Annotated in this window: 13 protein-coding genes; 5 read left to right on the plus strand and 8 right to left on the minus strand. The window is 63.0% G+C overall.

From position 1 onward, the window contains the following. The coding region (locus VNQ78_RS19915) for a hypothetical protein (protein ID WP_325693254.1) at positions 1–193 on the plus strand (193 nt) is incomplete at its 5' end. A gap of 8 nt (positions 194–201) precedes the next feature. Continuing rightward, positions 202–1,401, plus strand: coding sequence for a Hint domain-containing protein (locus VNQ78_RS19920; RefSeq protein ID WP_325693257.1), 1,200 nt, complete (start codon positions 202–204; stop codon positions 1,399–1,401). A 77-nt stretch (positions 1,402–1,478) separates the two neighbouring features. On the opposite strand, the gene VNQ78_RS19925 is transcribed toward VNQ78_RS19920, so the two are convergent. From VNQ78_RS19925 to VNQ78_RS19940, 4 genes are all read right to left on the minus strand, one after another. Beyond that, positions 1,479–2,717 carry a hypothetical protein gene (locus VNQ78_RS19925; protein ID WP_325693260.1) on the minus strand — a complete coding sequence of 413 codons (1,239 nt, stop codon included), beginning with the start codon at positions 2,715–2,717 and terminating at the stop codon, positions 1,479–1,481. Beyond that, positions 2,714–3,763, minus strand: a complete 1,050-nt coding sequence (locus VNQ78_RS19930) for a hypothetical protein (RefSeq protein ID WP_325693265.1) — start codon at positions 3,761–3,763, stop codon at positions 2,714–2,716. Before VNQ78_RS19930 ends, VNQ78_RS19925 begins: the two co-directional genes overlap by 4 nt. A 1-nt stretch (position 3,764) precedes the next feature. Continuing rightward, a complete protein-coding gene (locus tag VNQ78_RS19935; RefSeq protein ID WP_325693268.1) occupies positions 3,765–4,217 on the minus strand; it encodes a hypothetical protein in 453 nt (150 codons plus the stop codon). Between the two features lie 267 nt (positions 4,218–4,484). Continuing rightward, positions 4,485–5,156 carry a Crp/Fnr family transcriptional regulator gene (locus VNQ78_RS19940; protein WP_325693270.1) on the minus strand — a complete coding sequence of 224 codons (672 nt, stop codon included), beginning with the start codon at positions 5,154–5,156 and terminating at the stop codon, positions 4,485–4,487. A 257-nt stretch (positions 5,157–5,413) separates the two neighbouring features. Between VNQ78_RS19940 and VNQ78_RS19945 the strand changes: the two genes are divergently transcribed. Beyond that, positions 5,414–6,373, plus strand: a complete 960-nt coding sequence (locus VNQ78_RS19945; protein ID WP_325693272.1) for a hypothetical protein — start codon at positions 5,414–5,416, stop codon at positions 6,371–6,373. A 29-nt stretch (positions 6,374–6,402) separates the two neighbouring features. On the opposite strand, the gene VNQ78_RS19950 is transcribed toward VNQ78_RS19945, so the two are convergent. From VNQ78_RS19950 to VNQ78_RS19965, 4 genes are all read right to left on the minus strand, one after another. Then, positions 6,403–6,942: a hypothetical protein gene (locus VNQ78_RS19950; RefSeq protein ID WP_325693274.1), complete on the minus strand. Its 540-nt coding sequence runs from the start codon at positions 6,940–6,942 to the stop codon at positions 6,403–6,405. A gap of 108 nt (positions 6,943–7,050) precedes the next feature. Next, entirely contained in the window at positions 7,051–8,394 is a 1,344-nt protein-coding gene (locus tag VNQ78_RS19955; RefSeq protein WP_325693276.1) for a TfuA-like protein, read from the minus strand. Then, on the minus strand, positions 8,391–9,626 hold the full coding sequence (locus tag VNQ78_RS19960; RefSeq protein ID WP_325693279.1) for a YcaO-like family protein: 1,236 nt from the start codon (positions 9,624–9,626) through the stop codon (positions 8,391–8,393). Before VNQ78_RS19960 ends, VNQ78_RS19955 begins: the two co-directional genes overlap by 4 nt. A 43-nt stretch (positions 9,627–9,669) precedes the next feature. After that, entirely contained in the window at positions 9,670–10,128 is a 459-nt protein-coding gene (locus tag VNQ78_RS19965; protein ID WP_325693281.1) for a GNAT family N-acetyltransferase, read from the minus strand. Positions 10,129–10,293: 165 nt separating this feature from the next. On the opposite strand from VNQ78_RS19965, the gene VNQ78_RS19970 reads away from it, so the two are divergent. Both VNQ78_RS19970 and VNQ78_RS19975 read left to right on the plus strand, forming a co-directional pair. Continuing rightward, positions 10,294–12,096: an adenylate/guanylate cyclase domain-containing protein gene (locus VNQ78_RS19970; protein WP_325693284.1), complete on the plus strand. Its 1,803-nt coding sequence runs from the start codon at positions 10,294–10,296 to the stop codon at positions 12,094–12,096. A 166-nt stretch (positions 12,097–12,262) separates the two neighbouring features. Beyond that, positions 12,263–12,544: hypothetical protein (locus VNQ78_RS19975; RefSeq protein WP_325693287.1), on the plus strand; the 282-nt coding region annotated here is incomplete at its 3' end.

Genomic DNA, 12,544 nt, shown 5'->3' on the forward strand with positions numbered 1-12,544 from the left:
CTTGCCGTGGCTCTTGGGAAAGAAGGGCCTTAGCCGCTCCATCTGCGCCTCGCTCAGCCAGAAAAAATTGCCCATCGGTCAGTTCTCCTTGCGGAGCCTGAAACACGCCAAAGGCACGAAATCAATGGGTCTGGAGCCTAACGCGAACGCCTCAAAGTTCTTTGCAGAGATCAATGAATCGTGTTCGATGTGAAGCATGGAATGCATCATTATCCAGAATGGATGCGTGAAATGGCCAGCTATGACATCCCCGCTAACGCTCTCGCGAACGGAGACATTACGGGCGAAAATACCTTCACTCTCGACTCGGACGATCCGCTTCCGCTCGTCAGTTTTCTGGAGAGTCTCGGGCCGGGCGTTATTGATACCGCAGTCCTCACCCTGACCGTCCCCGACGAGAATATCAGCACGGCCGACGTGGATGGTGACGGTGACGACGATAGCTATTTCATCAACCAGACGCCCATCGAGTCATTCTACATCGACGTGAACGGTGATGGCACACCAGAATACTGGGTGCATGCCGAGAATGCGAACCAGCGAATGATGCAGGTCGATCCCCAGTATAACGGGAACGTCGTGAGGTTTAACGGCCCGATTGGTGTCTATGACTATCCCGATGGCACCACGGAGGTCCATAGGTTGTCCAACGGAAACCTGACCATGACCAGCGATCCCGCAGGCTTTCCAGCGGCGGGTGATTTCACTGTCGTCCCGCAGGCGGTTGATGGCCAACCCGTATTCGTGACCGATGATCTGGTCGTCATCTGTTTCACCCACGGCACGCTGATCGAGACGCCCGACGGCCCCCGCCCGGTCGAGGAACTTAGGGTCGGCGACCTTGTCCAGACCCTCGATCACGGGGCAAAGGCGATCCAGTGGATCGGGAATCGCGCCGTCAGCACCTCCGCGCTGCGGCGCCAGCCGAACCTGTGCCCGATCCGCATCCGCGCGGGCGCATTGGGGCCGGACCTGCCCGCAACCGATTTGGTCGTCTCGCCGCAGCACCGGATCATGCTCTCCTCGCGCATCGTCGCGCAGATGTTTGACACGGATGAAGTGCTGGTTCCCGCCAAAAAACTCCTCGGACTGCCGGGGGTCGAGGTCGTCAGCGACAGCTCGGTCGAGTATTTCCATCTCCTGCTGGACGGGCATGAGATCGTCATCGCCAACGGCGCGCCGTGCGAAACCCTCCTGCTTGGCCGGATGGCGCTCAGGGCGCTGGGGATCGAGGCGCGGCGGGAAATCGCCTTGCTGTTCCCCGAAATCGACATGCCGACCTATGTTCCTCCGACCGCCCGCCGGTTGGCAGAGCCGAGGCGGATCGCCAAACTGGTCGAGCGCCATGTGAAGAACGGCCGGCACGTGCTCGATGCGGCGCCTTCTTCGCTGCGGGCATAGCCCGATTGAGGCTGGCAAGGGAATGAAGTTCCGCTCCTCCGGCCGGGCCCTGGATGGCCCAGCCAAGGCGCCCCTGTTCATCCCTGATCGGGGAGGAAGCCTTCACCCTCGAATCGGCCCCGAAAGCCGGGCAGGGGCCGCCACAGCGTCTCGCCGGCGACGAACCGGCTCGGCCGTGAATGCGAGCCGAAAAGCGTGCTGCGATGCGCAGACATCGAGACGCCGACACCGTCCGTCATCGCGTAGCAATCCTGCGACTGATGGGCAAAGCGCAACCACGAAGCGCGGGAGTTGGCAAGCGTCAGCCTGACACTTCCGCCGGCGAAATCGGGGGTCGCCTCCAGAATCCCGCCCTCCGCCTCGAAGCCGAAATCGGGGCAGGTCGCCTTGCCTCCGAAAGCGTCATAAAGATCCGGCCGTTCGATCAGCACCTCGCCGGGGCGCAGGTTGAACTGGACTGTCACGACTGCGCCGCTTTTTCGGACCGCATAAGTGATGTTCCACGGATGTCCCGCCTCGACCTCACGCGCGGCCCAGTCGCAGGTCTCGCCGATCAGCACCTGGCTTTGCCCCGAGGGATGGATATTCCGATCCGCGATCGGGAAGATGCGCTGCCAGGTCGCAATGATCCCGCCATGATCCAGCGCGATCCGGTATTGCGCGGCAGGCGTCTCGTAAACGTCGCCGATGCTGTTCACATCCGCCCCGTTCACCACGACGACAAGCCGCGGCTCGACCCCGAAGAGCGCCCGCGCCTCGGCCAGGGTCGCGGCATGGGCCGCCTCGAACTCCTGCCGATAGGCCGCTCCGGGCTGGTCCTTGGCGCTGGTGCCCTGGAACAGAAAGACATAGGGACAGGCCATGCTGATCTGAAACTCGTCCGCAAGACGGGCGTTCTCGCGCATCCAAAGCAACTGGTTCCGCCCGATCGGGCTGGCATCCTCGGGCAGCCATTCGCGGATCACCCGGCCGCCGAAGCCATTGTCGCCGATGACCACGCCCCGCCCTGTCGCGCCGTCCTCCCTCCACTGCGCCGCACGGGCATATTGGAAGGCGAAGGCAGGCGAGATCCGCCCATGCCCCGTCGCCGCCATGAAGCCGGTCGCGGGCTTTTTCCGATCAATCTCGGCCAGACCGGCACCCAATGGTCCGATCATCGCGCCGTTCTCGTCGACCATGCCATAGGTGTAATAGGCAAGTTCGCTGGTCGCGGCGTCGAGGTCTGCGGACAGCGCATCGGGCAGGGGACGGTTTTCGCTTTGGCCATAGGCGGGCATGATCTCGAGCGAGGTGACGGAAGGTCTGGGGGCCGTCACGCCCCCTGCCGAAAATCCTCAACCACCTCGCGCATGGTCACGGGAAACTCCTGCCCCTCGGCACGACCGCCAATCGCCATCCGGTGGATCGTCCCGTTCAGATAGCGCCCGAACGAGATCCGGTTCGGCGCCGGATCGGTCAGGCCGGTATGCGGCGTCGACAGCAGGTTGCCAGCCGCGTCATAGCCGCTGAGCAGATCGGCGACATCGTCGATCTGGCCCGCAAAGATCATCCGCGCGCCATAGGCCACGGCCCCCAGCGTCAGGTTGACCGAGGTATCGTCGGCGCCGACCGTCTGGATCGTGCCGGAGCTGTTGCGGATCTTGATATGCCCACCGGTGCCGTCAAGGATCTGCCCGATATTCGAGCCGTAGCCGGTAAGCGTCATCTCCACGACGGCAAACAGCCCGTCGGTGGTCGGCTGGTTCGTCAGGCTTTGGGATTGCAGATAGACGCCGTCGCCAAAGACCAGACCCTCGGGCTGAAAACGGATCGTAGTCCCGCTGCCGGTCTTGCCGAAAACATAACCGCCGGTGCCCCGCATCACGACCGTCGCAACATCTTCGGCTGTGCCGGTATAGGGCGTATCGGCGTCGAAATAGGCAAGCATCTGATTGTCATAGTCGATCGACGGCGCGACCGGCGCGGAGACGGCGAGCACGACCTCGGCGGCGGCAACCACGCCCGCGATGTTGCGCCACCTGACCGTAAGGGCATAGGTTCCGGGCAGGCTCAACTCGATGGTCATGGCATCGCCGTCGAGCTGATCGCGCATCGAGGCACCATCGAGGGTGAAATCCCATTCGGCCATCGGCGCCGGCAACCCTTCCGCAGCGCCGAGGTTCAGGCTGATGCTCTGCCCCAGAGCCGCCGTCTCCGGCAGGATGCGCGGGTTTTCGGTGACCACGGGCAGGATGGCGGGCGCCGGCCCGGACATGCGATTGCCGAGCGCATCGAACATCTCGATCTGGGCATCGGCCATATGCACAGCGGCGGTCCCACGCAAAAGCGCGGGATGGATCTGGTCGAGAATGATGATGGTCATGTCAGGCCCCCCGCACCAGAACGATGTCGGAATCGCGCCTTTGTCCGGGCGGCAGCGCCTCGTATTCGCTGAAATGGTTCGCAATGATCAGCCGCGACATGGCGCCCTCGCGTGCAGCCTTCAGGTTCTGCAGCGAGGTCTTTTCAAGATCCCCGAGGGTCTGAGGCAAGCCTGTCGCGATGAACAGGGACTTCACCTCGAAGACCCGCGAGACGAACTGGTTGTAGCCTTCGAGGGTCCAGCTTGTGCTTGCGGCGTCACCCTCTCCGTTGACGATCAGGTCGAGGGACCATTCGCCGTTCGGACCGGTCGTCGCTTCGACCTTCTGGGTGACGACCCGGATGCCGCCATCGAATATGTCCGAACCGTTCAGGGTGGCGATGATCTTTCCTTTGGCGATGGGGGACAGGGTGGCATCCATCAGGATACCGCTGACAGTTGCTTTGCTCGGCATGAATCGCTCCTGCGAGGTGAAAACTCACGCCATTATCCGCAGGTGTTTCGGGGGTTGCGTTTCGCCCGGATGCAACGCGCTTCGCGAAGGGGGAGCGGCCAGAACGAAAACTGCCCGGCCAGGCCGGGCAGGTTCTTCGAAACTCGTGAAACAGACCACTCTTGACTGACTGATCAATTATCATTGGCCAGGGCCATCCGAAAGCTGGCCTTTTGGGCAGGTCGTGAGCGTTTTATTTCAACGACTTGCGCGAATGCCTGCCGGGCTCTAGCTCTCATTTGCCTGCATCAGCGCCTCGGGCTGCAGGATGCGCAGGAACTTGCGCCCCGACTCGATCACACCCAGCCGGTTCAGCGTCGCCAGACTGCGGCTGATCGCTTCGCGGTTGGCGCCGATGATGCTTGCGATCTCGGCATGGGTCGGCAGGTCAAGCAGCGTCAGCCCGGGGGCCAGTTCGCCCTGTTCCAGCGCGACGCGCAGCAGATAGGCGCGCAGCCGGTCCTCGACCCCAAGCGCGGTCAGTTCCTGCACACGCTCGGTCAGGTCGTGGACCCGCCGCACCAGCCCTTGCATCACCGCCTGACGGACCGTCGGATGGGTGTCGATCAAGCCGAGGAACACCGGGCCGGGCATTTCCAGCAATTCGCAATCGGTTCGCGCATAAAGCGAAAGCGAGCGCGGCGCGCCGGAAATGATCGAAAGCTCGCCGAATGCGCTGCCGGGGCCGATGTCGCTATAGATGATCTCGCGTCCGGTATGGGTCCATTGCACCGCAAATACCTGTCCCGACAGGACAAAAAGAACGGTCCGGCCCTGATCACCCCGTTCGAGGATCCTCTGCCCCTGCGTGAAGCCGCGATGGATGCAGGCGGAATCGATCTGCGCCAGCTCTGTTTCGGCAAGTCCCGAAAACCATTCAAGATCTTTCAGTCGTGTCACCGCAGACACCTCCTGCGGGTCGTGTCCGCATCGAAAGTCATCAAATTGACCACAGAAAATCTGTGGTTGTGCGCTCGCGCACAGATTTGCACCGAGTCGTGAGGCAAAAAGGATGCAGAACTTCCACAATCACATGAGCGCGCACCATGACGAGTATCAGTGTTGCTATTTCCCGCGCGAACGACCCCCTCAGCGTGATTGGCGAGGTTCTTGTTCAGGTGGGCGCAATTTCGCTTCACTTGCAGGCAAGGGCCCAGATGCACGATCGACAGGGTGATTTGGCCCTTGCCGACCCGGGCAGCGCGATTGCCCGGGCGACATTCGACGCCCGGGCAAATCTTGCGGCAATGTCGCGCTACTGCCTGCAATATCTGGTTCCGCGAACGCAGAGCCTGATGATGCAGGTCGAATCCGTGGCGAAAGCCACCAGCGCCCTGGTCGAAAACCCGTCGGAGCTTCGTTCGGGGATGAGCTTTGTCGCGTCGCAAATGGATCGCTGTTGCAGCATCCTGCGCGGCCACGCCCGGACCTGGCCGCGCGGCGCGGGTATCATGCGGCTCAGCGAGCAGCGCCTCTGGGGGGCTCTGGCCGCTGAATTGCACCGGGTCGAGGGCAGCGACGGTCCCGTCATGCGCAGTTGCGGCGAGATCGAGCGTATTGCCTTCGACCTTGGCAATGCCATTGCCGTCCTTCTGGAGGAGCGGCACGACCTGTCGATGGAGCAGCGTCGCGATCTCGGGATCGCGCTCATCGAGGCGACCCGGGTGGCGGGGACGGGGACGATGCCCGATCTTTCGGCATTGGCGCGGTTCCCGGCCGGAGAATTGCCCGCTTTGGCCCAACTGATCGAGCGGTTGCGCGACGAAAGCGATGCCCTTGCCCGGACGACGCCGCAGGTTGCCGCGGCCCTCGCGATTGCCACCGAAGCAAGCGCACATACCCAGGTTGCCACCCGGCTTGAGGGCGCACTTCGCGATCTCGACAAGTCTTTGGGTGAATTTGCCGGGGATTACCGCAAGCAAGCCCGGCTGGCAGACCGTCCGGGTCATCGCGGCGGCCTTGTCTCTCGTCTGAAATCGGACGCGCGGACCTGGAATGCCACCGCCGTTGACCTTTCGATATCGCTCAGCCTCAGCCAGGAAGTCGCCGATTTCTGCGGCTCCGAGGGCCTTGCGGCCCTGCGGGAAACCGATCGCAAATCGACGGTTCGTGCCTGAGGCTGCCTGACCGGGACAGGCATTCCCGGTCAGTCCTTCTTGCCACCGCGCAGGCTCATGCCCCGGACGCTCATTCCCTGAATGCTCATGCCTTGCACGCTCATCCCCTGGGCACTCATGCCGCGGGCCTCCGGTCCGTCCGGTCCCTTGCCCAGAAGCAGATCTTCCAGCGTGCCGGTCTGGATATCCAGCCGGATCGAGAAGTCGCCCTTGTCATAGGTCCATGCGACCAGATCTTCCGGCAGCAGCAATCCGGCCGGTTCGGCTTCGGTTCCGCGCGCCTCGGCCTCCTTGGGCGGGTTCTTCAGGCCCGCGATCGCGTCGGCGGCAGGGGTTCCCCGCCCATGGACCAGGAAAAGCGCCGGGAATGGCAGGACATGATAAATCCCGCCAAGGCCAAAGCCGTAGATACGGGCAAAATTCGGATCCTCCGCCTGCATCTGCCGGGCAAGATGGCCCGGTGCGCCGGAATGGGGATCCGCGGTCCCATCGGAGGGTTTGATGGCAAGATCCTCGACGAGGCGGCCAAAAAGCAGAACGGACGAGGAAGTAAGCAAGGTTTCGGGCATCTTGGAACTTCTCATAACTGATACTCGGGGACCGTCACGCCGCGCATCCGGGTTCTCGGACTTGCGGCGGATGCGCAATGGTTAACGCATCACCCCGAAACTGTCGATCTAATCTTGCGTATTCGCAAGGGCTTCCGGGCAGAAGCCCTCTGCCGTCCTTAGGGAAGGCAAGGTTGAATAGGCATGTTCCGCGGCGACGAAATCGCGAAATGCGACAAGGTCGGGAAATCCCAGTTCCAGGACATAGGCGGCAAGATCCTCGGGATAGGGCTCTCCAAGACGCTGGTGGAAATACCAGGCCAGCAAGGCAGGGGGCGGAAGGACCGGCCCCGCATCCGCGGCCGTTGCCTGCCGTTTGGCGCGCGCACGCTCGCGCAACTCGGGGTAATCGCCACGAAGCCGCAGCCCGTCCAGCATCAGGCCGCGCAGTTCGGCATCCCTTTCGCGCAGCAACCCGCGCAATTCTGCTTGCCCCTTCATCAGGCGCGCGAAGCGGTTCCGGTCGATATCGTTCCGCGCGTTCCAGACATCGACATCGGCCTGCCGCATCATGCCGTGCGAGAGGCGGAAATCACGGGTGGCCCGGCTGATCTCGGCCTGATCCGTCCCGTCTTGCGAACCTGCCGCCACCTCGCGCGTCAAAAGCAGCAAAAGCGCCTCATACCGCGCGCGGTGATAGGCCGCCGGGTTCAGGCGCAATTCGTTCAGGATGGCGTCGGCATCCGCAACCTCGTCCTGTGGCTCGGCTGAGAGCCAGGGTGCGCTGGCCCATGCCTCCGTCCATTCGAAGACAAAAGGCGCGACCGGGGCTTCGTCGCCCCGATGGCGAAGGGCTTCCAGCAGCGCAAGCGCATCCTGCCGCTTCTGGTCCACCCGACCCTTGGTGAGCCAACCGGAGAACTTCTCACGCAGGGCCGGGGGCAGGGCCGCCGCATCGAGGATCGAGGGCCAGTTCCTTTCCTGATAGAACAGCGCCTTCGCCACCGACAGGGTATGCGAGGAGGTTTCCGCATCCAGCAGCCCTTGCGCTTCTGCGCTTTCGATCGTGGCGCGAATGTTGACCATCGGCTCGCTCAATCCGACGTAATCCGCCTCAGCAGGGCCATGCAGCAAGGCGACCTCGTCATCATCCTCAAGCCGCCCGTCGCGGAAATCTTCAAAGATCCGACCGACCCCGGACATGCCGAAGCCATGCAATTCGGCCGCGCGCAGCGCCCCCATACTTGCGGCGCCAAAGACCGCGATCCCCTCGGACAGGGCCCACAGCACCTCCTTGTGCCAGACGGCGGGCTGGCCATCGAAAAACCCGTCGATCACCCCGATCGCATGGGGACGGGTGCGCGCCGCGGCATAAAGCTCGCCCTGACGGACCGGGGGCAGAAAGGTGAATTCGGGATAAAGCAGGCGGTCCCGCCGCGGGAGCGAGGGACCGGCAAAGACGATGACGCTCATTTTCGCCCCTCGATGACACGGCGCGCGCGGGCGCCGGGCAGATAGGCCGGATGGTCGTCCGGCCCCTCCAGCCCCGGGATCACGACTTTGACCACGCTGAGGCCAAGGGCGGGCTTGCTCAGGTCGACGGCCAGAACCTCACCTATGCCCACCGCTGCCAGACGCTCCAGAAGCCAGTCGATATCCTCGCCCAGATTGTCCGAGACATGCCCGCAGATCCGGCGGAAATCGCCAAGCGGACGGTGTTCCTCCTTCCAGCGCGCCGCGAGCCGCGCCTTCTCGGCCCGCCCGAGAGCGGAGTACTCCCGGTGCGACAGGTCATCCCGCGCCCCGGCGACATAGGTAGTGCGGACCTGCACCGCCTCGGTCAGCGCGCGCGACAGCGCAATGCCCGGCACCGGATGCGCGCCCGCGCCGATCCCCAGATGCTGCAACGGATCACGCCGGTCGGTCATCAGGCAGAAGAAGGCCGGCACCCCGGTATCGCTGGTGATCTCCCACAGGGTCACGTCGAAACCAGCCGCCTCGATCTGGTCCAGAAGCGCGCGGCAGGCCGGATCGTCGATGCTTTCGGGATCAAGCCCGGTCGCGGCGCGGGCCGCGTTCCCTCCGGCATTCCAGAGGGTGATGGCGTCGCGTTCGATCACTTCGCAGATCGCGTGGCTCACCGCCTCGGCCATGCTGTTCCCCGAGGCGAGGCCATTGGTGCTGCAATCGAAACAGCCGCTGCCGGGCGGTGGCGGCAGGGTGAAATTCGCCCTGACCGATTCATAGGGCAGCCACCGCGCCCCGCCCGAGACGAGGTCGGTGCCCTCGACCCACAGGGTCACGAGATGGCGGTGGAAATTATCCGAGATCCGCGCCATCCGGCCAAGATCGGCGAAACGATGCGTCCCCTCCAGCTCCGCCAGACTGCCGAGTTTCAGCGGCAGTTCGATATGCTCGGCATGGTAAAGCTCCGCCGCCTCCATCAGGCCCGAGGCCCGGGCGGCATCCAGATCACAGCCCTTGCCCTGCGAGACGGCAAGCGACCTCGCATTCGGGCGGCAGACCATCACGACGGGAATGCCGATCCGGTCCAGCCCGGTGACATTGGCGACCCGGGTTATTCCCAGCTGCGGCATCAGCGCCGTGACCTTCGCCACGGTTTCGGCGGGCGCAACGATGCGATGCGAGCCGTCGCGGTGGCGCTTCGCGCTGTCATTGCCTCGAAACGGACTGCTGGGGACCATCTGCTTGGCCTTCGTGATGCGCGAAAGGGGCAACCCGTCAGGGTCAGTTTTGACCGGGCGTCCAGACCATGTCGATGATCGGGGTCGCGGCGGGGTCTATGATGCGGAAACCCAGGCGCAGGTAAAGCTCGATTGCGCGATTGGTGCGGACCGCAGAGAGCGAGACGGTCTTTCCCTCGCGCGCCGCCCGGTCCAGCAATTCCCGGATGATGCACGAGCCGATGCCGCGGCCGCAGTACTCTTCGAGGATCTGGATCTGCGCGATGTTATAGTCCTCATCCCGCTCGGTCACCTGGGTCCAGCCGATGTCGCGGCCGTCAAGCGTGATGATCTGCGAATCGGCCGCCTTGAACGAGCGTCGTATCGCCGCACGGCGCATCGGTTCGTCCCAGGCGTCAAGCTGCTCCATCAGTGGGCGCATTGCATTGATGTGGATCGCCTCGGCAAAGGCGAATTCATCGCGACAGGCGGGCCTCAGCCCGAAATTCGGACATTCGTTCATGTCGGGATTATAGGTGCAACTTTAAGCATGTCACTTCTCATTTTCGATATTTTCCCGAGGTTTAGTCTATACTACCTGCAGCGCCCCGGTTAATGAGGGGCCGGCCGTGCTTGACGGTCACGCCGCAGTGTTCATTCTTGCTGCTGGCATCACGGAATCATTCCCATGAACGACCCGGGGCAGGGGCAACCGGAACCTGACGAACAGATGATCACGCAGCCCGACCTGTCGGGACCGCGGCTGTTGACCGTGCTTTATGCCGACATCCACGGCTATACCGGCCTGATCGAGCGCGACGAGGCGGGAACGCTGGCGCGCCTGACCGCATCGCTCACCCTGATCCGCAGCCTTGCCGCCGATTATGGCGGCTCGGTCGTCAATACGGCCGGGGACGGGCTGGTCGCGGTTTTCGAAAGCGTGCAGAAGGCCCTGCATTTCGGGCTGGAGATGCAGCGCGAGCTTGCCCGCGAGGTCGCCTGGACCGATGGGGCGGAGCCGATCTGGTATCGGGTCGGGATCTCGGTCGGGGACACGTTCGCGGGCAAGGACGGGGTCTATGGCCACAGCGTCAACCTCGCCGCGCGGGTCCAGAGCTTTGCGGCCCCCGGCGGGATCTGCATCACCGACGCCGTCTACAAGATCATCCGCAATGACAACAGCCTGCGGTTGCGCTCGCTCGGCACCAAGCGGCTGAAGAACATCATGGCCCCGGTCGAGGTGTTCTCGGTCGAGCATGTGCCGGCCGCGCCGCGGCAGGAACAGGTGATGCTGCCCTCGCGCCCCTCGGGCGAGGCGCTGCCCGACGCCTCCCTCGCGATCCTGCCGATGGAGAATATTTCGGGCGATCCGGGCGACCTCTACCTGTGCCAGGGCATCGTCGCCGATCTGATCACCACGCTTTGCCGGTTCCGCAACCTGATGGTGATTGCCCGGCATTCCTCGATCATCGCGGCCGCCAGCTGCCGCTCTCTGCGCGAGATCGGGCAGCGGCTGGGGGTGCGCTATCTGCTCTCGCCCAGCCTGCGCCGCAGCGACAACCGCATCCGCATCACCGTCGACCTGATCGAGGCCGAGAGCGAGAACACCATCTGGTCGGAACGCTATGACGGTGTCATGCATGACATCTTCGATTTCCAGGACGATGTCGCCGCGATGACGGCAGCGCGCGTCGCCATCCATATCGACGCCACCGAACGGCGCAGGCTGGCCGAACAGAACCACCCCGCGCTTTATGCCTATGGCCTTGTCCTGCGCGGGCAGGACATGGGCCTGCGCTTCCTGCCCGATGCCAACCTGCACGCGCGGCGCCTGTTCGAGCAGGCCCGCGACCTCGATCCCGCCTATGGCCGCAGCTATGCCGCCATGTCGCGGACCTTCAATGTCGAATGGCGCTATAACTGGGCCAGCAATCCCGAAACCGCGTTGAACCAGGCGCTGGTTCTGGCGAAGCGGGCGGTCCAATGCGACAATCTGGACTCGCGCGGGTTTTCCGAGATGGGCCTCTCGCATCTCTACCTCAAGCAACATGGCGAGGCGATCGCCGCCTATGAACATGCGATCAGCCTCAACCCGAACGATGCCGACTTGCTCGCCTATATGGGCGACTGCCTCGCCTATGTCCGGCAGGGCGACCGGGCGGTGCAGCTTCTGGAACGGGCGATCCGGCTGAACCCCTATCATCCCGATTCCTATCTCTGGTTCCTCGGCGACGCCTATTTCCACAACGGCCAATACGAAAAGGCCATCGGAACCCTGAACCGGATGCGCGACCGGTCCGAGGCGCATCGCCTGCTGGCGGCAAGCCACGCCATGCTTGACCAGATGAGCGAGGCCAGCCACCACGCCGCCGAGGTCATGCGCGTTCACCCGAATTTTACGATCGAGCATTGGCGCAAGGTTCCACCGCTCCAGCATGTCGAGGATCTGGAGCTTTACGTCGAAGGGCTGCGAAAAGCCGGCCTGAACTGACGCCCGGATTTTTCGCTTTCTGACGGAGTCTGGAATCCCTTCGAAAATTCCGCGATTGTTTCCCGATATATAGCTGGGCGGAAAATTAAACGATCGCTCGTTTCGATCTGTTTTTAGACGAAGTAAAAGGCGCTTCATCCGGTTGTCGAAACGGAATCGAATTTCGATGAAGTTTTCAGACAATCACTTGATTAATCAGAATAATTATATCGCAATCGATTTCATAACCTCCAACCGAAATCCTCTCCGTTATTCCGCGTGGACTAACACCGATTTCACGGCCATTTCACGCCCTCATGCTAATCGCAATTCAGTTGGTTTTCTCCATGTCATTGTCATGGAGAGTATGGGGAGAAGGAAAATGCCTACTGGAACCAATGGAAATGACACACTTTATGGCAATGCCCTATCCGAGGTTTTTGACGGTCTCGCCGGGAATGACGTCATC

Origin of the sequence: Paracoccus sp. (in: a-proteobacteria), assembly GCF_035556475.1 — a bacterium.
In the GTDB taxonomy this organism is placed as follows: Bacteria; Pseudomonadota; Alphaproteobacteria; order Rhodobacterales; family Rhodobacteraceae; genus Paracoccus.